The organism is Rhizobium sp. Rhizsp82 (genome assembly GCF_047325115.1).
Lineage (GTDB): Bacteria > Pseudomonadota > Alphaproteobacteria > Rhizobiales > Rhizobiaceae > Rhizobium.
This window is the reverse complement of record NZ_CP168570.1, coordinates 1418456-1441960: the sequence shown is the minus strand read 5'-3', so window position 1 is coordinate 1441960 and position 23505 is coordinate 1418456. Positions and strand designations below refer to the sequence as shown.

Sequence of the window (23505 nt, the reverse complement as noted above, 5' to 3'; positions counted from 1 at the left end):
CGCGCCTCCTTGATCAGCTAATCAATAGACAGGCAGGGCACTTCGTTCCAGTGGGGATCAATACGGAAGCAGCGCGTGGAGCGGTTCGCGAGCCATCGTCATGGCGTCGCGCTGGAGAGCATAGTCGATCGCGGCGTTGAGTTTCAGCGGCCGCGAGAAGTGATAACCCTGGGCCAGCCGGACGCCCATGGCGCGCAGGCCGTCGGCGATTTCCTCGCTCTCGACGCCTTCGGCGACCGAGGCAATGCCGAGGTTCTGGCAGAGATTGGCGACCGAGCGGGTGATGTTCATCGAGCGGACATCGCGATCGAAATTCATCACGAAGGTCTTGTCGATCTTCAGCTTGTCGAAGGCCAGGCGGTGGATGTGGCTGAGGCTGGAGAAGCCGGTGCCGAAATCATCGAGCGCGATCGAAATGCCGGCGGCGCGCAGCAGGCCGATCACCTGGTCGGCGGTATCGAAGTCGGACAGCAGCGCCGTCTCGGTGATTTCGAACTCGATGCGTTTCGGATCGACACCAGAGCGGTGGATCATCGCAAGCAGGTTCATCGAGGTCTCGTGGTCGCAGATGTCGCGGGCCGAGAGATTGAACGACAGGCAGAGATGATCGGGGATTTGCTTCAGCGCATCGAGCGCCTGGCCGAACAGCACGCGGGTCATCCGGCCGATGACGGCGGTGCGCTCGGCGGCGGGGATGAAGGCATCCGGGCTGATGCGGCCGAAGCGGGCGCTATCCCAGCGCGCAAGCGCCTCATAGCCGACAACACGGCCGCTCTTCAGCTCGATGATCGGCTGGTATTCCAACGACAGTTCGCTGGAGAAATCGTTGGCCTGCAGTTCGAGCTCGATCTGATAGCGCTGGTTCAGGATCTTCTCGTGCTCCGAAGAGAAGAACTCGACGCCGCCGCGGCGCTTGCTCTTGACCTGATAGAGGGCGAAGTCGGCCTTCTCATAGAGGTCTTCGGCGGTGGAATCACGATCCTCGGGATAGACGATGCCGCAGGAGGCCGAGACCCGGACCGAGCCATCGGGGATTTCGAAGGCCTCGTGCACGGAGGCACAGAGGGCATGGCCGAGATCGGCGACATCCTTGCGGCTGATGCCCTGCGGGAAGATCAGGCCGAATTCGTCGCCGCCGAGACGCGAGACAACAGCTTCGCTGCCGGCAAGTGCGGCAAAGCGGCGGGCGGTCTCCTTCAGCACGAGATCGCCTGCCGAATGGCCGAAGACGTCGTTGACCGGCTTGAAGCCGTCGAGATCGATGATGCCGATAACGGGTGGCTCGTTGGGATTCTGCTGCAGCAGGCGCTCCAGCGACAGGAAGAAGCTGCGGCGGTTGGCAAGGCCGGTCAGCTGGTCCTGCAGCGCGTTGCGGCTGTTGACGAGATTAAGCTCCTCGGCTTCGGCCTGCTTCTTTTCGAGCTCCTCGGTCATCTGCACGAGACCGGCGAAGTTCTGGAAGTAGCTGTTGATCACCCTGAGGAACGGCAGGATCAGGAAGAGGCCGCTGACGGCAGTGGCGATGAAAACCGGATTGCCCGAGGACAGGAAGGTCAGCGCCATTGCGGTGAAGGTGATGACGGTGGTGATTGCAGCCGCGATCGGCAGATGCATGAGACAGAAGATACAGGAAATGCCCGTTACGACGAGGAAGTAGGCGATCTGGCCCTGCTGAAAGGCATTGCCATAGCTATAGAGCGCCACTGCCCAGAAGCCGAAGGCAACCGTCAGGATGCACGAGCCGACGATCGTGAAGCGCATGAGCTTGTAAGCGCGCTCGGGGGTGACGTTTTCCTTGCCGTTGATTTCCCACCAGCAGAGACGCAAGAGGCAGACGACGCTGAGGCCGGTCGGAATATAGAGCGCCAGCCAGAGCGGCGCGGTCTTGATATGGGTGATCGCGACGGAGAGCGCGTTGATGATCAGCAGGACATAGAGAATCGGGATCTGTGTCGACAGAGCCTGAAACTGTGCCATCAAGAACTTCGGGTTGTCTTTTTGCAGCCGTAGCGAAGCGATGAAGCTTTTCATTGTCCCTTTTCCCTTGGCCACAGAACAGCCAGAGAAAGCTTGATTTTTTCTTAGTTTCGCTGTTTTCGCACGGCTATCCCGCCGCGGATGGTAAATGCCGTGTTAGCGCGATCAGAACGACGCAGCAGCCAGTTCGCGGTAGATGCCCTGCAGATCGCCGACGCGGCGATGCATCAGCTCCAGTTCCCAGTCGAGCGCGCTACGTACGATGGTTTCGAGCGCATCATGCTGCGGCACCCAGCCAAGCACGCGGCGCGCCAAGGTTGCGTCGGCGACGACACTCGCGGAATCGCCAGGGCGGCGCGGCGCCATGTGGATCTTAAAGGAGTGGCCGTGAACGCGGGTCACCATGTTCAGCACGTCGAGAACCGAATAGCCGAAACCATAGCCGCAGTTGGCGACCAGCGAGCCCTTGCCCTGGCGCAGGTGCTGCAGCGCCTTCAGGTGGGCATCGGCGAGATCGGTGACGTGGATATAGTCGCGCACGCCGGTGCCGTCATGGGTCGGGTAATCGACGCCGTAGACGCTGACGCCGTCGCGCTTGCCGAGAGCGGCTTCGCAGGCGACCTTGATCAGATGCGTGGCGCCGTTGGTGGACTGGCCGGCGCGGCCCTGCGGGTCGGCTCCGGCGACGTTGAAATAGCGCAGCGCCACGTAGTTGAAGTCGTAGGCTGCAGCGGCATCGCGCAGCATGAACTCGGTCATCAGCTTCGACTGGCCGTAGGGATTTTCAGGATTGAGGGTCGCGGTTTCCTTGACCGGATCCGAGGTCTTCTGCGGACCATAGACGGCCGCGGTCGATGAGAAGACGAAATGGCGGACGCCAGCTTCGATCGAGGCGCTGAGCAGCGCGCGCGTCTTGCCGGAATTGTTGTCGTAATAGGAAAGCGGATCGGCGACAGAGACCGGCACGACGGCCGAACCGGCGAAATGGATGATCGCCTCGATATCGTTTTCGATGAAGATGGTCCGCAGGATCTCGGGGTCTGCGACATCGCCGAGATAGAAGCGGGCCGCCGGCGCCACCGCCCAGCGGAAGCCCGTTGACAGACGATCGAGAACGACGACGTCCTCACCTGCCTCCAGCAGTGTCCAGACCATATGGCTGCCGATATAGCCAGCGCCGCCCGTCACCAAGATTGCCATGTCCCGCATTCCCTGTTTTGTCGCACAGGGGCATCAGACGGATTTTCCCTTTCGGATTTTCTTATCAAGGGCCCGTTTTGGGCCGTTCCGGCGGGTAAGTTTGCGGGTGTGGTTAGAGGCTGATTTCGGCTTTCGCTACAATTTTATCGAACCGGCCGAATCCGGGGCAGATGCCCGGCTGAAGGAGCCGGGCACGCGGTATTCAGCGGCTCATGATATAATCGCAGAGACGCTCAGCGGCGATGCGTACCTGAGCCGGATCGCGCAAGAAGCAGGCGCGCAGGAAGAGCTCGCCGCCAGCGCCGAAGGCCGCACCGGGCGCCAAGCCTACGCCGGTCTTGTCGACGATATCGAGCGCCGCCTTGCGGCTGTCGGTGACGCCGTCGATCTTCAGAAACGCATAGAGCGCGCCATCCGGCTTCAGGGTCTCGACGCGATTGGTGGCAATCAGGGCGTCGCAGAGGATATCGCGGGCTTCGGTGGCCTTGCGGACGTTGGCGGCGACGAAATCATCGCCGTGGTCGAGCGCCGCAACTGCGCCCTTCTGCATGAACTGCGCCACACCCGAAGTCGAATACTGGATCAGGTTTTCCAGCACCTGGCCGGTTTCCGGCGGGCCGACGATCCAGCCGACGCGCCAGCCGGTCATCGACCAGTTCTTCGAGAAGGAATTGACGAAGAAGATCTTGTCGCCGGGCTCCATGACATCGAAGAACGAGGGCGCGCGGCCGCCGGCATAGAAGTAACGGGCGTAGATCTCGTCGGCCATGATCCAGAGGCCGTGCTTGCGGGCGATCTCCAGGATCTGTTTCAGATCCTGCTTCGTCGCTGTCCAGCCCGTCGGGTTCGACGGCGTGTTGACGAAGAGGCCTTTGGTCTTCGGGGTGATGGCCGCTTCGATGCGGTCGAGATCGACAGCCCATGTGCCGCCTTCGAACTGCAGCTCGACGCCGACAGAGCGGGCGCCGGCGATTTCAAGCGCTGCCGCGATGTTCGGCCAGGCGGGCGTCAGGTAGACGATTTCGTCGCCGGGCGAGGTCATCGCCTGCACGGCGATCTGGATCGCCTGCATGCCGGAGCCGGTGACATAGAAATGTTCAGGAGACAGCGTCACGCCGAAGTGGCGGGCATAGTAATCCGAGAGCGCCTGGCGAAGCTCCGGGATACCGCGCTGCCAGGTATAGAAGGTCTCGCCCGCCGCCAGCGCATCCATCGCCGCCTTGCTGATGAAATCGGGCGTCGGCAGATCGCCTTCGCCGACCCAAAGCGGCAGCAGGCCTTCGCGGCCGCGTGCATAATTGACGACTTCGACGATCCCGCTTTCGGGTGCCGTGATGGCGCGCGGGCTGAGGCTATTGACGATCGACATGAAGGACTCCGGTTTTGGCCTTCATAGAACAAAACCCGGCGCGAATCCCAATGAGAATGCGTGATGTCACATCGATTTTCGTGATGGATTGAGCCCTGCCCGAAAGCAGGGCTCAAATGCCCCGGATCAGGCCGGGCGCTTGGCCAGGAGATCGCGGATTTCGGTGAGAAGGGCGACGTCGGCCGGCGGCGGAGCAGCTTCGGCGGCCTTCTCTTCGTTGCGCTCGACCTGTTTGCGCAGCGTGTTCACGCCCTTGACCATCAGGAAGATGATCCACGCGAGGATCATGAAGTTGATGACGACGGTGATGAAGTTACCGTAGGCGAAGACGGCGCCCTGGGCACGCGCGGCGGCCAGCGTCGGTGCATTGACCGCCGACGACAGGCCGATGAAGTAGTTGGAGAAGTCGAAGCCACCGAAGATGGCGCCAACGATAGGCATGATGATATCGTCGACAAGCGACTTGACGATACCGCCGAAAGCGCCACCGATAATGACACCGACCGCTAGGTCCATGACGTTACCGCGGGCAATAAACGCTTTGAATTCGTTGAGCATCCGATCTGTCTCCCTCTGAAGTGCTCTCACTGACAGTCCGTGCGTTAATTAGCTACATCTCCGCCACAATTATTCAATTGTTAATTTTGAATAATCACCGCTTCCTACGTCTTGGACTTAATGCCTAGATCACCCCAATTTCCAAAGTGGGGGATTTCACCTAATCTCGCATGCATCAGGGAGAACCGGCGCATGACACGCCGGTGGAGGATCGATGCTTCCGGGTTGGGTGATCATTGCTTCTGCCTTCGGCTACATGCTTCTGCTGTTTGCCGTCGCAAGTTATGGCGACCGCAAGAGCCGCCGGCTCGGCACTCTTGAGGGCGGCTGGCCTGTTGTCTATGCGCTGAGCCTGGCGATCTACTGCACCTCCTGGACCTATTTCGGCGGCGTCGGCCTCGCCTCGCAGCACGGGCTTGAGTTCGCCGGCATCTATATCGGCCCGATCCTCGTCTTCACGCTCGGCATGCCGGTATTGAGGCGGATCATCGAACTCGCCAAGGCCGAGAAGCTCACTTCCGTCGCCGACTTCATCGCGGCGCGCTATGGGAAAAATTCAACCGTCGCGACGATCGTGGCGTTGATATCGCTGGTCGGCGTCATCCCCTATATCGCGCTGCAGCTGAAGGCGATTTCGAGCACAGTTTCCGTCGTCGTCAACCCGCAGGATTACGGCATCGGTAGCGGCAATCTCTATTTCCTCGACCTGCCGCTGATCGTGACGCTGGTGCTTGCCTGTTTTGCCGTGATGTTCGGCACCCGCCACACCGATGCGACCGAACATCAGGACGGGCTGATCCTTGCTGTCTCGATGGAATCCGTCGTCAAGCTGATCGCCTTCCTGACGGCCGGGGTCTGTGTCATCTGGTTCCTGTTCGACGGGCCGATGGATCTCTGGGAGAAAAGTGCGACAAACCCGCTGGTGACGGCGGCGTTGGAATACCAGACGCCGATCAGCCGCTGGATCGTGCTGACGCTGCTTTCGGCCTTCGCGATCATCATGCTGCCGCGGCAATTCCATGTGACGGTCGTCGAAAACAGGACGGCGAAGCAGCTGAAGCTCGCGGGCTACCTGTTCCCGCTCTATCTCATCGCCATCAATCTGTTCGTGCTGCCCGTGGCAATCGGCGGGCTGCTGACCTTTGGCGGCGCCGGCAATGCCGACCTCTATGTGCTGTCGCTGCCGCTGGCGGGCCAGATGCCGGTCGTTTCGCTGATCACCTTCATCGGCGGCTTCTCGGCGGCAACGGCAATGGTGATCGTCGATTCCGTGGCGCTGTCGATCATGGTGTCGAACGACATCATCATGCCGATCTTCCTGCGGCGTAAGCTTGCCGGGCGCGCCAGCCAGCGCGACGATTTCGCCAAGACGCTGCTCAATATCCGCCGCAGCGCGATCTTCGCCGTGCTTCTGCTCGGCTATGCCTATTACCGGTCGACCGACAGCACGGCGGGGCTCGCTTCGATCGGCCTGCTCTCCTTTGCGGCGATCGGGCAGATCGCACCGGCGCTGTTCGGCGGCCTCATCTGGCGGCGGGCGAATGCGCGGGGCGCGATCCTCGGCCTCACCTCCGGCTTCGTCATCTGGTTCTATCTGCTGTTCCTGCCCTCGCTCGGCGGGCCTGACTATTCCTATATCGCCAGCGGCTTCCTGGGCTTCCTGTTCCCCGGCACGACGGTTTTCACCGCTCCGGATGCCGATCCTCTCGTCAATGCCACGGCGATGAGCCTGCTCGTCAACACCGCCTTCTTCATCGTCGGCTCGATGACGCGCAATGCGCGGCCGCTGGAGCGCATCCAGGCGGGCATCTTCGTCAAGCGCCAGTCGCGCTCGCAGTTTGCGACGCGTGGGTGGAAGACGCGGATCAGCGTCGGCGACCTGAAGGCGGCGATTGCCCGCTATCTCGGCGAGGAGCGCATGCAGCGTTCGCTCGCGACCTACGAGCAAAGCTCGGGCCGCAAGCTCGAAGACGACCAGCCGGCCGACATGGCGCTAATCCACTTCACCGAACAGCTGCTCGGCAGCGCCATCGGTTCGTCTTCGGCACGGCTGGTGCTGTCGCTGATTCTGCAGAAGATCGAGGATGCCTCTTCCGACACGGCCTGGCTGCTCGACCAGGCGAGCGAGGCGCTGCAATATAACCAGGACATGCTGCAGACTGCGCTCTCGCAGATGGACCAGGGGATCGCCGTTTTCGACAGCTCCAACCAGCTGACGATCTGGAACCGGCGCTTCCGCCAGCTGCTGGACCTGCCCGAAGATGCCGGACGCGTCGGCTTTCCGCTGTCGGAGATCGTCGCCATTCTCGGCCAGCGCGGCGATATAGCGCCCGCCGACCTCGTGCAGACCGTTCGTCACTTCCAGACGCTCGACAAGCCCTTCTCGCTGGTTCTCGGCGGCGGCGAGCGGATCATCGAAGTGCGCTCCAACGCCATGCCGGACAAGGGCATCGTTGCGACCTTCACCGACATCACCCAGCGCGTAGCAGCAGACCAAGCCCTGAAGCAGGCGAACGAGACGCTGGAGCAGCGTGTTGCCGAGCGCACCGTAGAGCTGACCCGGGTGAACCACGAGCTTGGCGAAGCGCGCGCCGCCGCCGACGAGGCCAATATCGGCAAGACGCGCTTCTTCGCCGCCGCCGGCCACGACATTCTGCAGCCGCTGAATGCGGCCCGGCTCTACTCCTCGGCGCTGGTGGAGCGGATGGCGCAGTCGGACAACGGGCCGATCGTGCGCAACATCGATTCGGCGCTGGAATCGGTCGAGACTATTCTCGGCGCCGTGCTCGATATCTCCCGGCTCGATACCGGCGCCATGCGACCGCGGCTGACGACGGTGCCGCTCTCCGACCTGCTGCAGCGGATCGAGACCGACTTCGCGCCGATTGCGCGTGAGAAGAAGCTCAAGCTTACCGTCATGCCGACGACGCTGCGGGTGCGCTCCGACCCCAATCTCCTGCGCCGTCTCGTGCAGAACCTCGTTTCCAATGCGATCAAGTACACGCTGACGGGCAAGGTGCTGGTCGGGGTGAGGCGGCGCGGCGACAAGGTGGTGATCCAGGTTATGGATTCCGGCATCGGCATTCCGCCCTCGAAATTCCGCACCGTCTTCAAGGAATTCGCGCGTCTCGACGAAGGCGCCAAGACGGCGACCGGGCTCGGGCTTGGCCTGTCGATCGTCGATCGCATCGCCCGTGTTCTGAACCATCCGGTCGAGCTGCATTCGACGCATGGCAAGGGCACGGATTTCCGCATCGTCATGCCGCTCGACGTGGCGAAGGCAGGGAGCGCGCCTGTCGCGGCCGTTACGGCCGAACGACAGACGCAGACGTTGCGCGGTCTCAACATTCTCTGCATCGACAACGAGCCGAAGATCCTGGAGGGGATGCGGCTGCTGATATCCGGCTGGGGCTGCGAGGTGCAGTCGATTGCCTCGCTTGCGGAGGTCGCCGATTTCCGCTCCGCATCGCCCGATCTGGTTATCGCCGATTACCATCTCGACGATGGCACCGGCATTGCCGCCATTCTCGATCTCCGGCAGCGTTTCGCAGCCGAGCTTCCGGCGCTGCTGCTGACCGCCGACCGGACGCTGGAAATCCGCGCCGAGGCAGAGCGCTACGGCATTGCCGTGCAGCACAAGCCGGTGCGTCCGGCAGCGCTGCGCGCTTTCATCACGCAGATTTCAGGGCAGAAGCGGGCCGCGGCGGAATAGATTTCATCATGTCTTCGACCAGCACCGCAACGCGCTCCGGCCCCAAGGCCGTGTCGAAGAGGATGCGGTAGATGATCGGCGCGACGACCCGATCCAGCACATGCTCGATATCCGGGAAGGCCTCGCCGCGGCGGGCGGCGCGGGCGGCGATCACGCCGATCTGCTGGCGGGTGAAATCGCAGCTTTGCTGTGCGCCAGTCCCTTCTATGGAGGCAAGCGTGTCACGAATGACCAAGCGCCCGGGGCCGGAGGCCATTTCCTCGGCATATTGCTCCGCCCATTGCTGCAGGTCGCGCTGGGCGTTGCCGGTGTCGACCGGCTGCATGTCCGGCCGCAGGCGCTCGACGGCGACGTCTGCCATGAGTTCACGCAAATCACCCCAGCGGCGATAGATCGTCGAGGGCGTGACGCCGGCTTCGGTGGCGATCAGCGGTACGGTGATCTCGGCGCGATCCATCTTTGCCAGGAGATCCTGCACGGCCTTGTGCACCGATGCCTGAACCCTTGCGCTTCTGCCGCCCGGACGCGGGCCTTCCCTGCCTGCCATCTCTCTTACCCTGCCTTTCCTGCCCCGGCGCCGATGGTTCAACGATTCTCATAGAACCATAAACGCAAATTATTTGCTTTTAGCATCGCGCAGCCCTACATGAGGCAAACGCAACGATTTAGCTTTAAGAGGTATATAGATGGTCTCGGATCGCAAATCCAGTGAAGCGGATGCCGCAGCCCGCAATCCGATCGCCTTTCATGCCGTCACGCTTGCCACCTTCTTCGGCGCGTCGGCGGCGCCGACGCCGCTCTATCGCATCTATCAGGAGAGCTTCTCCGTCTCGCCTGTGATGATCACCGTCGTCTTCGCCGTCTATGCCTTCGCGCTGCTGACGGCGCTGTTGATTGCCGGTTCGATTTCCGACCATCTCGGCCGCAAGCCGGTGATCTTTACGGCGCTCCTGCTAGAGATCGCCGCCATGGCGCTGTTCACCGTCGCCAGCGGCCCCGGCTGGCTGATCGCCGCCCGCATCGTCCAGGGTCTTGCCACAGGCATTGCCGGCGCCTCGATCGGCGCGGCGCTCGTCGATGTCGACCGCGCCCGCGGGCAGCTCGTCAATTCGCTGGCGCCGCTTTCGGGCATGGCGGTCGGCGCGATCGGCACCAGCGCGCTGATCCAATACGGCCCCTTCCCGCTGCACCTCGTCTACGCGCTGCTGCTGATCGGCTTCGCGATCCAGGCGGTGGCGATCTGGCTGACGCCGGAGACCGGCGGCAAGCGGCCGGGCATGCTCGCGTCGCTGAAACCGCAGATCGCCGTGCCGCCGCAGGTGAAGCGGACACTGGCGCTGGTGACGCCGATCAACATCGCCAACTGGACGCTCGGCGGCTTCTATCTGTCGCTCGTGCCCTCGCTCGTCGTCTCCACAACCGGCAGCCATGCGCCGCTGACGGGTGGCGCGGTCGTCACCGCGCTGATGATCTCCGGCGCAATCGCGGTCTATCTGCGCCGCGCGCAGGCGCCGAGGGCCAATCTTCGTTTCGGTGTTTCGGCAACGACTGCGGGTATTCTGACCGTCGTCGCGGGCGTGCATCTCGCCAATGTTCCGGTGCTGCTCGCCGGCACGCTGCTGACCGGCATCGGCTTCGGCGTCAATTTCATGGGCTCGGTCGGCTCGATCATGCCGCTTGCCAAGGCTGACGAGCGGGCTGGCCTGCTATCTGCCTTCTACATCCAGAGCTATCTCGCCTTCAGCCTGCCCGCCATTCTGGCCGGTTTCCTGGCGAAATCGATCGGCTACGCGCTGACGACGGATATCTACGGCACGGCGATCGTGCTGGTCAGCCTTGCCGGGCTGCTGGCTGTGATGAGGGCGGGAAAGCCAAGCGCGGCGGTTGCATAAAACGCAGCCGCCTATGCGCGCAATGGTAGGCTAATGCAAAAGGCTGAATTGCAATAGCGTGCGATCCATCGCCTCATTGAGCCGGGCAACAATCTTCTATCCTCATCGACACGGGTCCGCCCTGGGCCCCTGGCAACGCTTTGGTTTCACACATGCGCCTGATTGTCGTCAATGACGTGTCCGTTGTCCGGGGTGGTGCCACCAAGGTTGCGATCCAGTGCCTGGAGGCATGCGTCGATGCCGGAGTCAACTGCACCTTCTTCGTCGGTGACGACGGGGCGGGGCTGAAGGAATACGGGCTCGATGTGCGCACCATTGCGCTCGGCGAAAAGCCGCTGCGCGACGGGCCTGCGATCGCCAATATCTTCGACCGGCATTTCAACAAGCGGGCCTATGAGGCGCTTTCCGGGCTGCTCGCCGAATCCGCCGACGAGACTGTCGTGCATGTGCATGGCTGGAACCAGATCCTCTCGCCCTCGATCTTCCACGCGCTGTCGCAGAGCAAGGCGCGCGTCATCATCACCGCCCATGATTTCTTCCTGAACTGCCCGAATGGCGGCCTTCTGAACTACAAGAGCGGCGAGATCTGCTCGGTGACGCCTATGTCGATGAGCTGCCTGACCACCAATTGCGACAAGCGCAACTATCTCCACAAGCTCTGGCGCTTCCGCCGGACCTTGGCGCAGGCGGGTGTCGGCGATGCTTTCTGGGAGCGGATCGAGGTGATCCTCGCCCATGAGAACATGGAGGCCTATCTCACGCCGGGGCCGCTCAAGCATTTCCAGACGCTGCGCACGCCGACCGAACCGCTGACCCGCCAGCCGACCGAACCCTGGCTGCGCGACCGCATCATGTTTCTCGGCCGCATGACCTGGGAAAAGGGTGTGCGAACGCTGGGCGAAGCGCTGCGGATGACCGGCCAGGCGGCAACGCTGATCGGCCGCGGGCCGCTGCTGGAAGAGATGCAGAAGACCCTGCCGCATTGCTGGGTGCCGGGCTGGCTCGACGATGCCACCGTCGCCAAGCTTGCCGGCGAGGCGCGCGTCTTCATCATGCCGTCGCGGATGCCCGAGCCCTATGGGCTGGTCGCGGCAGAAGCGATCATGAGCGGCATTCCGCTGATCGTCAGCAGCAATGCGCTGATCTCCGAAGAGATCGCGGCGAATGGCGCCGGGTTGGTGTTCAAGAGCGGCGATGCCGCCTCGCTGGCCGACGCGCTCAACAAGGTCAAGAGCGACAGCCTTGTCGAAAAGCTCACCGAGGGCGCCCGCGCCTTCGGACAGAAGATCGCGCCCTCCCGCCAGGAATGGGACCAGCGGATGATCGCGATCTACACGGGGGAAAATGCCTTTCTTGCGGCCTAGGAGGGATCATGGCGCGTGCATTGGTGACTGGGGGATGCGGCTTCGTCGGCCGGCATCTATGCGAGCGGCTGCTTGCCGAAGGAATGGACGTCGTCTCGGTGGACCTGATGAAACCGGGCACGGGCGCGCTGCCGCCATCGCCTAGACTGCTGTCCAACCGCCGTTTCACCTTCCTGCAGGAGGATTGCCGCAGCTATTTCGAGCGGACAAACGAACATTTCGACTATGTCTTCCATCTCGCGGCACTCGTCGGCGGGCGGATGACGCTGGAGAACCAGACGCTTCTCGTAGCCGAGGATCTCGCCGTCGATGCCGCGCTCTGGCGCTGGGCAGGTGAGAGACGGCCTGAAAATGTCGTTTATTTCAGCTCGAGTGCCGCCTATCCCGTTTCCCTGCAGACCTTCGAGGCGCAGACGATCCTCTCCGAAGACATGATCTCCTTCGACCGGCCGATCGGCGTGCCCGACCTCAGCTACGGCTGGACGAAGCTGACCGGCGAATATCTGATGAAGCTCTATGTCGAGCGCTACGGCGGCCGCGCCGTCGCCTACCGCCCCTTCAGCGGCTATGGCGAAGACCAGGACCTCGCCTACCCCTTCCCCGCCATCTGCCGCCGCCTCATACGCGAGCGCGGGGCGCCGAACGTCTCCGTCTGGGGCAGCGGCCACCAGTGCCGCGACTTCATCCACATCTCCGACTGCATCGGCTTCGTCATCGACACGATGGACGCCATGACCTCGGGCACCAGCCTCAACCTCTCCACCGGAGACGCCACCTCCTTCATCGAACTCGCCAGACTGATCGCCCGCGAACTCGGCTGGTCACCGGAGGTAAACGGCACCGCCAGCCGGCCGGAAGGCGTGTTCTACCGCTGCGGGGATACGGCGCTGCAACGGGAGTTCGGACTGGCACCGAAGGTGAGCCTTGAGGAGGGGATCAGGCGGTCGCTGGAGTTTCATCGGGAGGTGGAAGGGGTGATGGCTTGAGGGGTAGCCTGCCAGCGCATTTGAACTCAAAAGGCACCTTCATCTTCAACGCCATGCGGTCCATATTGCATCGAGCTTAATCGAGAGGACGCTATGGCAATAGATTTTCAGGCGATCGTTGAAAGTCAATTGGCTGACGGAATATCGCCGAGAATGCGACCGTTTCTTATCGCTAGGCCAAGAGGTTCGACCTATGAGCAGACTTGGGAGTATTACGCGTTTGCGTACGAAAACGCCTTCGAAGCGTTGGCGCAACATTATTGCCGCGTTTATCCGAAGCAGCAGTACCTGCTAATCCCCCTCGTACAACTTGCAAGACATAGCATCGAACTTTCGCTCAAAAGTGCGATTGATGAATGCACATACTTTTTGTCGAAGCCGCGAACCCAATCGAGCCATAACCTTCTTCATCTTTATGACAGTCTCAACCAGATATTGCTAGAGCTGGGGATGATTGACGAGGATGACGAATGGACCAAGTCTTCGCGCCGTTTCCTTGTGCACATCAGCGAAGTCGATCCTCGCGGAATGACATTTAGATATCCAAGTGATTTGGCGGGATCGCCCTTTGATCCCATCGATGTCGATCTTGAGGGCCTGATAAGAGCTCATAGTCATATCACCGGGATGGCGGACGCCACGACTACGATGTTACAGGAGCGCGCCAACTACCCCTACGAGCGCTATTTTTGAACCTTACCGCAGCCAGCATTGCAAGCGAACTGCCATCAACCCCTTGTTAAACCTTTATTGACCATAATCGCCGCTTCAGGCGCGGTATTGTAGGCGTTCACCGGACCTCTGCTGCCTTTACTCGCGTAAGACGGAGATGGTCATATGGAATGTGCGGCGAAGACGCGGGCGGGTCAGGATGGGAAGGGGTTTGGCCTCTTTTCGGCGCTGGCGCGGCAGGCTGTGCGGGCCGTCGTGGCGTCGTTCCTGGCGGTGCCGGCCTTTCTCGGATCCGAGGTTGCGGCTGCTGCCGAAGACCGGGCGCTGAAGCTTTATTTCACCCATACCGGCGAGAAGGCGACGATCACCTTCAAGCGTGACGGCAGGTTCGATCCGCGCGGCTTGAAGCAGATCAACCGCTTCCTGCGCGACTGGCGCCGCAACGAGCCGGCGCGGATGGATCCGCGGCTGCTCGATCTCGTCTGGGAGGTCTATCAGAAGGCCGGCGGGCGCGATTACATTCATGTCGTCTCGGCCTACCGCTCGCCTGCCACCAACAACATGCTGCGCACCCGCTCGCGGGTGACGGGCGTTGCCAAGAACAGCCAGCACATGCTCGGCAAGGCGATGGATTTCTATATTCCGGGCGTGCAGCTCGCCAAGCTGCGCGGCATTGCCATGCAGATGCAGGGCGGCGGCGTCGGCTATTATCCGAAATCCGGCTCGCCCTTCGTGCATCTCGATGTCGGCAACGTACGCGCCTGGCCGCGCATGTCGCGCCAGGAGCTGGCGCGCATCTTCCCGAGCGGCAAGACCATGCATCTTCCCTCCGACGGGCGACCGCTGCCGGGCTACAGCCAGGCGGTTGCCGAATACAAGAAGCGCGGCAGCGTCCGCCAGGTGGAGATCGCCTCCGCCGAGGACGACGAGGATACGGGCAGCAGCGCCACACTCCCGAGCAAGCTCGCGGCAGCGCTGGTGCCGACACCGCGCCGCAGCGTGAAGCGCGACATTCCGATGCTTTCAGCCGTGCCGGTTCCTGAAAAGCCCGCACCCGAGAGCTATACCAATCTCGCCTCTCTCAGCGTGCCGCTGCCGGTTCTGCGGCCGGGCAGCGAGAAGGCGAATGCGCCTGTCGATCCGGTGCAGACGGCATCGATCGATCCGGTCGCCATCCGCCCGGAAATCCGCCCCGCCGGCCCCTCTTTCGGCGCCAGCGCACTTGCCTCCCTGAAGCCGAGCTCGATGCCTGGCGCGCAGTCCGAGCTGATGGCGGCGCTGCCGCTTGCCAGGTCGCCGGAGCTCGATGGCGGCGTTTCCAGCATCTCCGACGAGGCACTGATGGGCTGGGCGCTGCATGGCAACGGCCGCGAGCTCGGCATGAGCGCGCCGCGCATCATCCGCCGGGCGATCCTTGCCGATCACAGCATGGCCTACGAGATCCTCGACGACGAAGAGGAAGCCGACGAAGCCGAGTTCGATGTTGACCGCTTCGGGTCCGATCAGGCAGGCTGAGGGATGGGCGCCGCCCGAGCGCCCCTCTGCGCCTCGCGATGGCGCGTGCCTGAATGGAGTCTTGAGAATTGAGTACCGCTTTCGTCAAGGAAGAGAGCGCCGAGACCGCGGCAGAAACCCACCTGCCCGACCGGCCGATCTCGCCGCATCCGAACCTCGTCACCGAAACCGGGCTGAAGGCGCTGGAGGCGCAGCTGCAGCAGGCGCGCGAGGGCGTGGAAGCCGCAGCCGGGATCGAGGATGTCAACGAGAAACGGCGGCAGACGGCCATTCCGCTGCGCGATTTCCGCTATTTCGCCGAACGCGTGCGCACCGCGCAGGTGATGCCGGCGCCTACCTCCAACGACGTCGTCGCCTTCGGCAGCAAGGTGACCTTCAGCCGCGACGACGGCCGCGTGCAGACCTACCGCATCGTCGGCGAGGACGAGGCCGATCCCAAGGCGGGGTCGATCTCGTTTGTTTCGCCGGTGGCCAGAGGACTGATGGGCAAGGGTGTGGGTGATGTCGCCATGGTGGGCGACCAGGAGCTGGAGATTACGGCGATCGCTTGAGTACGGTCACCAAGGCCGTCATCCTCGGCCCGGTGCCGAGGATCTAAGGATTCCCTGCGCTAACCGTTTCATTCCATGTCAGCCGTTGCAGATGCTCGGGACAGGCCCGAGCATGACGGAGTGATGGGTGGGCGGCTGCTTACCAGAGGCGGCTTACGCCGCCTCCTTTTCCCCGCGATAGGGGTCGAAGCGGCCGTAGAAGGTTTCGCCCTTGGCGGCCATGTCCTTCAGCAGCGGTGTCGGCTTGAAATGCGGGCCGTAGGAGGCCGCGAGCTTTTCCGCCAGTTCGACGAAGGCCTTGGCGCCCATGCCGTCGATATAGCTCAGCGCACCACCGGTATAGGGCGCGAAACCGAAGCCGAGGATGGAGCCGACATCGGCCTCGCGCGGATCGGTGACGATGCCTTCCTCGACGGTGCGGGCCGCTTCCAGCGCGATGGTGACGAGGAAGCGCTGCTTCAGCACTTCGATATCCACCTCATCGGCCTTCTTCTGCGGATAGAAGGTCTTCAATTCAGGCCAGAGCGTTTTCTTGGCGGGCTTCGGCGGGTAGTCGTAGAAGCCCTTGGTGTTCTTGCGGCCGAAGCGGCCTTCCTTCTCGACCATGCGGGCGACGAGCTCCATGTGGCGCGGATCGATCGCCTTGTCGCCCAGATCGGCGACGGTGGCCTTGAGGATCTTCAGCGACAGGTCGATCGCCACTTCATCGTTCAGCGCCAGCGGGCCAACCGGCATGCCCGCCATCTTGGCGGCATTCTCGATCATCACGGGCGGCACGCCTTCGATCAGCATGTCATAGCTTTCGGCCATGTAGCGCAGGACGCAGCGGTTGACGAAGAAGCCGCGGGTATCGTTGACGACGATCGGCGTCTTCTTGATCGCGGCGACGTAATCGAGCGCCACGGCGAGCGCCTTGTCGCCGGTTTCCTTGCCGAGGATTACTTCGGTCAGCATCATCTTCTCGACCGGCGAGAAGAAATGGATGCCGATGAAATCCGCCGGGCGCTTCGAGCTCTTGGCGAGGCCGGTGATCGGCAGGGTCGAGGTGTTGGAGGCGAAGACCGCGCCCTCGGGCAGCACTTCCTCGACGGCTTCGATCACGGCCTTCTTCACGTCGCGGTCTTCGAAGACGGCTTCGATGACGAGGCCGGCATCCCGGAGATCGGCGTAGTCGGCAGACGGAGTGATGCGAGCAAGGATGGCGGCGGCCTCATCCTGCGTCAGGCGGCCCTTGCCGACGGAATCCTTCGCCAGCCCCTCGCCTGTCGCCTTGCCCTTGCTGGCTGCGTCGATATCGCGGTCGATGAGCGTGACTTCGAGACCGGCAGCGGCCGAGACATAGGCGATCGAGGCGCCCATGAAGCCGGCGCCAACGACACCGATCTTCTTCAGCTCGGTCTTCGGCTGACCGGCCGGGCGGCGCGCACCCTTGCCGAGTTCCTGCATCGAGATGAACAGCGAGCGGATCATCGAGAAGGCTTCGGTGGTCTGCAGCACCTGGGTGAAATAGCGCTGCTCGATCTTCAGCGCCGTATCGAAGGGCACCTGCAGGCCTTCATAGACGCATTTCAGGATGGCGAGCGCGCCCGGATAATTGCCTGCCGTTTCGCGGCGCAGGATCGCCGGTGCGGCCGGCCAGAGCTGCGCGGAGGCCGGCGTCCAGATGCCGCCGCCGGGCACCTTGAAGCCCTTCTCGTCCCACGGGGCAACCGGCTTCAGACCATCCTTGATCATTTGCTTGGCGGCCGGGATCAGCTGGTCCGGCTCGACGACCTGATGCACGAGGTTCATCGCCTTGGCGCGCGAAGCGGTCAGCGATTGACCTGTTGTCATCATCTGCAGCGCGGACTGCGCATCGGCGAGGCGCGAAACGCGCTGCGTACCGCCGGCACCCGGGAAGATGCCGACCTTGACTTCGGGGAGCGCGATCTTGACCGACTTGGCATTCGAGGCGACGCGGCCATGGCAGGCGAGCGACATTTCCAGCGCGCCGCCCATGCAGGTGCCGTTGATCGCTGAGACCCACGGCTTGCCGCAGGTCTCCAGCTTGCGGAACAGGCCGGTCATGCGCCCGACGAGATCGAACAGCTTTTGTGCGGCGGTATCGGGATTGGCGGCCTTCTCGGTCTGGTACAGCGTGAACATCGACTTGATCATCGACAGATCAGCGCCGCCGGAGAAGGACGACTTGCCCGAAGTGATCACCACGCCCTTGACGGCGCTGTCGGCGACAGTGGCGTCAACGATGGCGTTGAGCTCCTCCATCACCTCTTCGGTGAAGACGTTCATCGACTTACCGGGCATGTCCCAGGTGACGAGCGCAATGCCGTCTGCGTCGGTCGCGAGGGTGAAATTCTTGTAGGTCATGGTCTTTCCTCCCTCAGACGCGTTCGATGACGGTTGCCGTGCCCATGCCGGCGCCGATGCAGAGCGTGACCAGCGCGGTGTTCAGATCGCGGCGCTCCAGCTCGTCCAGCACGGTGCCGAGGATCATTGCGCCAGTCGCGCCGAGCGGGTGGCCCATGGCGATGGCGCCGCCATTGACGTTTATCTTGTCGTGGTCGATGTCGAAGGCCTGCATGTAGCGCAGCACCACAGCGGCGAAGGCCTCGTTGAGCTCGAAGAGATCGATATCGGCGAGCGACATGCCGGTGCGCTTCAGGAGCTTTTCGGTGACGTCGACAGGACCGGTCAGCATCAGTGCCGGGTCGGAGCCGATATTCGCAAAGGCCTTGATGCGGCCGCGGGGCTTCTTGCCGAGGCTTTCGCCACCGGCCTTGGAGCCGAGCAGCACGGCGGCTGCGCCATCGACGATGCCGGAGGAATTGCCGGCGTGGTGGACGTAATTGATACGCTCGACCTCAGGGTGGGCCTGGATGCCGACAGCTTCGAAGCCGCCCATTTCGCCCGGCATCTGGAAGGACGGGTTGAGCGAGGCAAGCGCCTGCATGTCGGTACCCGGGCGCATGTGCTCGTCATGGGCGAGGATCGTGAGGCCGTTCTGGTCCTTCACCGGGATGACGGAGTTCTTGAAGTAGCCCTTCTCCCAGGCGTTCGCGGCGCGCTTCTGGCTCTCGACGGCATAGGCATCGACGTCGTCGCGGGAGAAGCCGTATTTCGTGGCGATCAGGTCGGCTGAGACGCCCTGCGGCATGAAATAGGCCGGGAAGTTGACCGAGGGGTCCATGAACCAAGCGCCGCCGGACATGCCGAGACCGACGCGGGACATGCTTTCGACGCCACCGGCAATGACGATGTCATCGGCGCCCTGGGCGATCTTGCCGGCGGCGAAATTCACGGCGTCGAGGCCCGAAGCGCAGAAACGGGAGATCTGCATGCCGGGCGCACGGGTGGAGTAACCGGCTTCGAAAGCGGCAGCCTTGGGGATTACGGCGCCGGCATCCATGACCGGATCGACGCAGCCCATGATGATGTCGTCGACCGTTGCCGTATCCAGCCCGTTGCGATCGCGGATCGCTTCCAGCGTCTTGGCGGCAAGGCGCACGGACGGCACTTCATGCAGTGAGCCGTCCTTCTTGCCGCGGCCGCGCGGCGTGCGCACGTGGTCGTAGATGAATACGTCGGTCATCGTCTCTTCTCCCTGGCGGCGTATGGCGCCGTTCAACTCAGAATGCTTCGGCAGCCAATTCCATCATCGTGTCGGCGCCGGTTTCGATGCGGGCCTTGCGCATCGCCGTCTCCGGCATGATGCGCTCCATGTAGAACTTGCCGGTGACGAGCTTGGTCTTGAGGTAGTCGGCACGGGCGCTATCGCCATTCGCAAGCGCGTCTTCGGCAGCCTTCGCCATCTTCGCCCACATATAGCCGAGAACGACGAGGCCGAAGAGGTGCATGTAATCGGTCGAACCGGCACCGGCATTGTCGGGCTTGGCCATGGCATTCTGCATGAACCACATGGTCGCCGCCTGCACGTCGTTCAAGCCCTTCTTCAGATGCTTGGTGAAGAAGGCGAGCTTTTCGTCGTTGCGGTTCTCTTCACAGAAATCGCCGATCTCCTTGAAGAGCGCCATGACGGCTCGGCCGCCATTGAGGCCGAGCTTGCGGCCGACGAGGTCGAGCGCCTGGATGCCGTTGGCGCCTTCGTAGATCATGGCGATACGGGCATCGCGGACATACTGGCTCATGCCGTGTTCTTCGATATAGCCGTGGCCGCCAAAGACCTGCTGGGCCATGACGGCGTGGTCGAAGCCCTTGTCGGTCATCACGCCCTTGAGGATCGGCGTGACGAGGCCGAGAATATCGTCGGCCGTCTGGCGTTCCTTGTCGTCAGCGGAGCGGTGGGCGATGTCGGATTTCAGAGCGGTCCAAAGCAGGAAGGCGCGGCCGGCCTCGTTGAAGGCGCGGATGGTCATCAGCGAGCGGCGGATATCCGGATGGACGATGATCGGATCGGCCTTCTTTTCCGGCGCCTTCGGGCCGGAAAGGGAACGGCCCTGGATGCGCTCGCGGGCATAGTTGACGGCGTTCTGATAGGCGATCTCGGAGATCGACAGGCCCTGCAGGCCGACGCCGAGGCGGGCTTCGTTCATCATCACGAACATGGCGTTGAGGCCGCGGTTTTCGGCACCGATCAGATAGCCGGTCGCCTCGTCATAGTTCATGACGCAGGTGGCGTTGCCGTGGATGCCCATCTTGTGCTCGATCGCGCCGCAGGAGACGGCGTTGCGGTCACCCGGCGTGCCGTCTTCCTTGACGATGAACTTCGGCACGATGAAGAGCGAGATGCCCTTGGTGCCCTCCGGCGCGCCCTCGATGCGGGCGAGCACCAGATGGACGATATTGCCGGTCATGTCGTGTTCGCCGGCAGAGATGAAAATCTTCTGGCCTGATATCTTGTAGCTGCCATCACCCTGCGGCACGGCCTTTGTGCGCAGCAGGCCGAGATCGGTGCCGCAATGAGGTTCGGTCAGGTTCATGGTGCCGGACCATTCGCCGGAGACCATTTTCGGCAGGTAGGTCTGCTTCTGCTCGTCGGAACCATGCACGAGGATCGCGGCGATCGCGCCCTGCGTCAGGCCCGGATACATCATCAGCGACATGTTGGCGGCGGAGGTATATTCGCCGACGGCAGCGTGCAGCGTGTAGGGAAGCCCCTGCCCGCCGAATTCTTCCGGCACGGCAAGCCCGGTCCAGCCGCCCTGGCAATAGGCATCATAGGCGGCCTTGAAGCCCTTCGGCGTGGTTACCGAGCCGTCCTCGCCGCGCTTGCAGCCTTCCTGATCGCCTGAATAGTTGAGCGGGAAAAGCACCTCTTCGGCCACCTTCGCGGCCTCGCCGAGGATCGCCTCGATCATGTCAGGTGTCGCGTCCGCAAAGCCCGGCAGATTGTTGTAGCGCTCCAGACCCAGCACATCGTTCAGGACGAAGAGCGTGTCATTAACCGGGGCCTTATAGACTGGCATCGTTCGAATTCCTCCAATTCGCAGACCGGACCGAGACCGGCACATGGGAGTGTCTTACAAAATATTGACGTTTGCGTAAACGTCAAATTCTGCATTTGCTCGAATTTGTGATGGGGATCACGGCACAGCGGATGGACGGAGATTTCCGCCTTGAGATCAGTGAAGTTCGGCCGACAGCGCGGCGCTTCTGCGAACGACGTCGCTCATGGTTTTCAACAGTGAGGAAAACTCCTCGAGGACGAGGCCGAAATAGGCGTCGTCGGTCTCGGCGAGCGCCGTGATCGAGGCGCAGGCATTGAAGATCAGCTTGTCGAGATTGTCGCTCTGATCGAACAGTCCTTCGGAAAGCTCGTCATCACGCAGCGTGTGGAGCTCGTCGACAATCTTGCGGATGAGCGAGCGGCGCTGCCAGCGATGCATGCCGGAGATGTTCTTCTGCGCATGCCGGATTTCGGACATCAGATTTCTATGCAAGAATCAGCCCTCGTGAGCCGCCCACTCTAGCTGCGCTTTGTAACGCTATCGTGTGAGCCTCGGGCGCAGGCAATTTGCCATGAGTTCCTGCTTGGTGGCGAAGTGGCCGAACAGCTGGACAAGCTCGCGCTCCTGCTTGCGATCCAGGCCTTGTTTGCGGGCGAAATCGCTGACACTCCAGACTTTTCTGGCATCCTGCAGCGATGTGACTTTGGGATCGATGTGCGAGCTCATGGGACCGCCCTCCTTCAAGGCGTCAAATCAACGCCGAGGACTACCCCTCAGTTCCTGCCGATCACGGCTTTTTGCTCTCTGTACGAAATAAGACAAAGGGCGGGAAAGCGCGCCGGAATTGTCGGGAAGCGCTCCGCTCAGCCGTCCTCGGATTGTTCAACCCCAAAAGGCAATAGAGGAGGACTTCTCATGACCCGGATCTCGAACAATCTCTGGTTCGAAAAGGACGCCCAGCAGGCCGTGGATTTCTATGTCTCCGTGATCCCGGACTCGACCTTCATCCGCTCGACGGTCATTCCCGCCGATACGCCGAGCGGGCCGGAAGGCAGCTGCAAGGTGATCGAATTCCGGCTCGGCGACCAGAATTATCTGGCGCTTGAGGCAGGACCGCTCGATGCCTTCAACCATGCCTTCTCGATCATTGTCGAATGCGATAGCCAGGCCGAGATCGACCGCATATGGGATGCGTTTCTGAGCAATGGCGGAACGACGGAAGCCTGCGGCTGGCTGAAAGATCGCTGGGGCCTCTCCTGGCAGATCACCCCGCGCGTGCTCGGCAAGATGATGGCCGATCCGGATCGTGCCAAGGCGCGGCGGATGACGGCAGCGATGCTGCAGATGGTCAAGCTCGATATGGCCGAGCTGCAGGCAGCCTTCAACGGCTGAGTGCGGCGCCAGTCACAGGTGGAGCGGCCTTGGCGAATTTCTTCGCGCCGGCGACGCAGGCAACCACGGCCAGCGTTGCCGCCAGCATGCTCCAGCTGACGCTCTCCTTGAGCAGTGTTGCCGCCAGCACCAGGCTGAAGAACGGCTGCAGCAGCTGCAGCTGGCCGACACCGGCGATGCCGCCAAGCGCCAGGCCGCGATACCAGAAGATGAAGCCGATCAGCATGCTGAACAGCGACACATAGCCAAGGCCAAGCCAGGCGGGATTGCTCATTTCAGGCAAGGTCTGCGGCATCGCAACGACCGACAGGACCAGCATCAGCGGCAGCGACAGGACGAGCGCCCAGGAGATCACCTGCCAGCCACCGAGCTTGCGGGAAAGGCGTGCGCCCTCGGCGTAGCCCAAGCCGCAGACGACGATGGCCGCAAGCATCAGGAGATCGCCGACCGATGTCGTTCCATCGCCCTGCGCCAGCGCGAAGCCGGCGACGATGGCGCTGCCGAGGCAGGAAAACAGCCAGAAGACCGGTTGCGGCCGTTCACCGCCGCGCAGCACCCCGAAGATCGCCGTCGATAACGGCAGCAGGCCGATGAAGACGGTCGAATGGGCCGAGGTGATATGCTTCAGCGCGATTGCGGTCAGCAGCGGAAAGCCGATGACGACACCGAAGGAAACGACCGCGAGCGAGACGAGATCGCTGCGCAGCGGGCGCTTTTCGCGAAAGAGGATCAGCAGGCCACCTGCCAGAATGCCGGCGATCACCGCCCGCGCGACGGTGAGGAACAGCGGGTCGAAACCGGCAACGGCAACACGGGTCGCGGGAAGCGAACCGCTGAAGATGAGGATCCCCATAAAGCCACTGAGCCAACCGGCTGCCGTCTTGTCCATGTGCGCATGCTCCTGTTCTCGCC

Annotated in this window: 19 protein-coding genes; 8 read left to right on the top strand and 11 right to left on the bottom strand. The window is 62.5% G+C overall.

Features of this window, described 5'->3' with window-relative positions:
* Window positions 1–57: 57 nt before the first annotated feature.
* From ACEN84_RS11765 to mscL, 4 genes are all read right to left on the bottom strand, one after another.
* Window positions 58–2031: a putative bifunctional diguanylate cyclase/phosphodiesterase gene (locus ACEN84_RS11765; protein ID WP_413710964.1), complete on the bottom strand. Its 1974-nt coding sequence runs from the start codon at window positions 2029–2031 to the stop codon at window positions 58–60.
* A 111-nt stretch (window positions 2032–2142) separates the two neighbouring features.
* Complete coding sequence (gene galE, locus ACEN84_RS11760; protein WP_199626162.1) at window positions 2143–3177, bottom strand: UDP-glucose 4-epimerase GalE; 1035 nt, start codon at window positions 3175–3177, stop codon at window positions 2143–2145.
* Window positions 3178–3379: 202 nt separating this feature from the next.
* Complete coding sequence (locus tag ACEN84_RS11755) at window positions 3380–4546, bottom strand: pyridoxal phosphate-dependent aminotransferase (RefSeq protein WP_413710963.1); 1167 nt, start codon at window positions 4544–4546, stop codon at window positions 3380–3382.
* A gap of 126 nt (window positions 4547–4672) precedes the next feature.
* Window positions 4673–5104, bottom strand: a complete 432-nt coding sequence (gene mscL, locus ACEN84_RS11750) for a large conductance mechanosensitive channel protein MscL (RefSeq protein WP_112713422.1) — start codon at window positions 5102–5104, stop codon at window positions 4673–4675.
* 214 nt (window positions 5105–5318) lie between these two features.
* Between mscL and ACEN84_RS11745 the strand changes: the two genes are divergently transcribed.
* Window positions 5319–8816 (top strand): PAS-domain containing protein, encoded by a 3498-nt coding sequence (locus ACEN84_RS11745; protein ID WP_413710962.1) that lies wholly within the window; start codon window positions 5319–5321, stop codon window positions 8814–8816.
* Here the strand turns inward: ACEN84_RS11745 and ACEN84_RS11740 are convergent.
* Window positions 8776–9363, bottom strand: coding sequence for a TetR/AcrR family transcriptional regulator C-terminal ligand-binding domain-containing protein (locus ACEN84_RS11740; RefSeq protein ID WP_413710961.1), 588 nt, complete (start codon window positions 9361–9363; stop codon window positions 8776–8778). The genes ACEN84_RS11745 and ACEN84_RS11740 overlap by 41 nt on opposite strands.
* Window positions 9364–9502: 139 nt before the next feature.
* On the opposite strand from ACEN84_RS11740, the gene ACEN84_RS11735 reads away from it, so the two are divergent.
* The 6 genes from ACEN84_RS11735 (at window position 9503) to greA (ending at window position 15796) form a co-directional block, all read left to right on the top strand.
* Window positions 9503–10708 (top strand): MFS transporter, encoded by a 1206-nt coding sequence (locus tag ACEN84_RS11735; protein WP_413710960.1) that lies wholly within the window; start codon window positions 9503–9505, stop codon window positions 10706–10708.
* 152 nt (window positions 10709–10860) lie between these two features.
* A complete protein-coding gene (locus ACEN84_RS11730; RefSeq protein WP_413710959.1) occupies window positions 10861–12072 on the top strand; it encodes a glycosyltransferase family 4 protein in 1212 nt (403 codons plus the stop codon).
* Window positions 12073–12080: 8 nt separating this feature from the next.
* Entirely contained in the window at window positions 12081–13058 is a 978-nt protein-coding gene (locus ACEN84_RS11725; protein ID WP_413710958.1) for an NAD-dependent epimerase/dehydratase family protein, read from the top strand.
* A 93-nt stretch (window positions 13059–13151) separates the two neighbouring features.
* Entirely contained in the window at window positions 13152–13751 is a 600-nt protein-coding gene (locus tag ACEN84_RS11720) for a hypothetical protein (RefSeq protein WP_413710957.1), read from the top strand.
* Window positions 13752–13895: 144 nt separating this feature from the next.
* Window positions 13896–15245, top strand: a complete 1350-nt coding sequence (locus tag ACEN84_RS11715) for a DUF882 domain-containing protein (protein WP_413710956.1) — start codon at window positions 13896–13898, stop codon at window positions 15243–15245.
* A 68-nt stretch (window positions 15246–15313) separates the two neighbouring features.
* The gene (gene greA / locus ACEN84_RS11710) at window positions 15314–15796 is read left to right on the top strand and encodes a transcription elongation factor GreA (RefSeq protein WP_413710955.1); all 483 of its coding nucleotides are present in this window, start codon (window positions 15314–15316) and stop codon (window positions 15794–15796) included.
* Between the two features lie 153 nt (window positions 15797–15949).
* On the opposite strand, the gene ACEN84_RS11705 is transcribed toward greA, so the two are convergent.
* The 5 genes from ACEN84_RS11705 to ACEN84_RS11685 all read right to left on the bottom strand — a co-directional run bounded on the left by ACEN84_RS11705 (window position 15950) and on the right by ACEN84_RS11685 (window position 21927).
* The gene (locus tag ACEN84_RS11705; protein ID WP_413710954.1) at window positions 15950–18163 is read right to left on the bottom strand and encodes an FAD-dependent oxidoreductase; all 2214 of its coding nucleotides are present in this window, start codon (window positions 18161–18163) and stop codon (window positions 15950–15952) included.
* Window positions 18164–18176: 13 nt separating this feature from the next.
* A complete protein-coding gene (locus tag ACEN84_RS11700) occupies window positions 18177–19385 on the bottom strand; it encodes an acetyl-CoA C-acetyltransferase (RefSeq protein ID WP_413710953.1) in 1209 nt (402 codons plus the stop codon).
* Between the two features lie 37 nt (window positions 19386–19422).
* Window positions 19423–21219, bottom strand: a complete 1797-nt coding sequence (locus ACEN84_RS11695) for an acyl-CoA dehydrogenase C-terminal domain-containing protein (protein WP_413710952.1) — start codon at window positions 21217–21219, stop codon at window positions 19423–19425.
* A gap of 156 nt (window positions 21220–21375) precedes the next feature.
* Entirely contained in the window at window positions 21376–21678 is a 303-nt protein-coding gene (locus ACEN84_RS11690) for a hypothetical protein (RefSeq protein WP_130279100.1), read from the bottom strand.
* Window positions 21679–21738: 60 nt separating this feature from the next.
* Window positions 21739–21927 carry a hypothetical protein gene (locus ACEN84_RS11685; RefSeq protein WP_025555255.1) on the bottom strand — a complete coding sequence of 63 codons (189 nt, stop codon included), beginning with the start codon at window positions 21925–21927 and terminating at the stop codon, window positions 21739–21741.
* A 189-nt stretch (window positions 21928–22116) separates the two neighbouring features.
* Between ACEN84_RS11685 and ACEN84_RS11680 the strand changes: the two genes are divergently transcribed.
* A complete protein-coding gene (locus ACEN84_RS11680; protein ID WP_112713452.1) occupies window positions 22117–22593 on the top strand; it encodes a VOC family protein in 477 nt (158 codons plus the stop codon).
* Here the strand turns inward: ACEN84_RS11680 and ACEN84_RS11675 are convergent.
* On the bottom strand, window positions 22583–23482 hold the full coding sequence (locus tag ACEN84_RS11675; RefSeq protein WP_413710951.1) for a DMT family transporter: 900 nt from the start codon (window positions 23480–23482) through the stop codon (window positions 22583–22585). The two genes, ACEN84_RS11680 and ACEN84_RS11675, sit on opposite strands and share 11 nt — an antisense overlap.
* Between the last annotated feature and the right edge of the window lie 23 nt (window positions 23483–23505).

Coding starts and splice junctions, on each gene's coding strand:
- ACEN84_RS11720 (WP_413710957.1), top strand. CDS start 13,152: ATGGCAATAGATTTTCAGGCGATCGTTGAAAGTCAATTGGCTGACGGA.
- galE (WP_199626162.1), bottom strand. CDS start 3,177: ATGGCAATCTTGGTGACGGGCGGCGCTGGCTATATCGGCAGCCATATG.
- ACEN84_RS11765 (WP_413710964.1), bottom strand. CDS start 2,031: ATGAAAAGCTTCATCGCTTCGCTACGGCTGCAAAAAGACAACCCGAAG.
- ACEN84_RS11705 (WP_413710954.1), bottom strand. CDS start 18,163: ATGACCTACAAGAATTTCACCCTCGCGACCGACGCAGACGGCATTGCG.
- ACEN84_RS11740 (WP_413710961.1), bottom strand. CDS start 9,363: ATGGCAGGCAGGGAAGGCCCGCGTCCGGGCGGCAGAAGCGCAAGGGTT.
- ACEN84_RS11735 (WP_413710960.1), top strand. CDS start 9,503: ATGGTCTCGGATCGCAAATCCAGTGAAGCGGATGCCGCAGCCCGCAAT.
- ACEN84_RS11675 (WP_413710951.1), bottom strand. CDS start 23,482: ATGGACAAGACGGCAGCCGGTTGGCTCAGTGGCTTTATGGGGATCCTC.
- ACEN84_RS11755 (WP_413710963.1), bottom strand. CDS start 4,546: ATGTCGATCGTCAATAGCCTCAGCCCGCGCGCCATCACGGCACCCGAA.
- ACEN84_RS11725 (WP_413710958.1), top strand. CDS start 12,081: ATGGCGCGTGCATTGGTGACTGGGGGATGCGGCTTCGTCGGCCGGCAT.
- ACEN84_RS11745 (WP_413710962.1), top strand. CDS start 5,319: ATGCTTCCGGGTTGGGTGATCATTGCTTCTGCCTTCGGCTACATGCTT.
- ACEN84_RS11695 (WP_413710952.1), bottom strand. CDS start 21,219: ATGCCAGTCTATAAGGCCCCGGTTAATGACACGCTCTTCGTCCTGAAC.
- ACEN84_RS11685 (WP_025555255.1), bottom strand. CDS start 21,927: ATGAGCTCGCACATCGATCCCAAAGTCACATCGCTGCAGGATGCCAGA.
- ACEN84_RS11700 (WP_413710953.1), bottom strand. CDS start 19,385: ATGACCGACGTATTCATCTACGACCACGTGCGCACGCCGCGCGGCCGC.
- ACEN84_RS11690 (WP_130279100.1), bottom strand. CDS start 21,678: ATGTCCGAAATCCGGCATGCGCAGAAGAACATCTCCGGCATGCATCGC.
- mscL (WP_112713422.1), bottom strand. CDS start 5,104: ATGCTCAACGAATTCAAAGCGTTTATTGCCCGCGGTAACGTCATGGAC.
- ACEN84_RS11715 (WP_413710956.1), top strand. CDS start 13,896: ATGGAATGTGCGGCGAAGACGCGGGCGGGTCAGGATGGGAAGGGGTTT.
- ACEN84_RS11680 (WP_112713452.1), top strand. CDS start 22,117: ATGACCCGGATCTCGAACAATCTCTGGTTCGAAAAGGACGCCCAGCAG.
- ACEN84_RS11730 (WP_413710959.1), top strand. CDS start 10,861: ATGCGCCTGATTGTCGTCAATGACGTGTCCGTTGTCCGGGGTGGTGCC.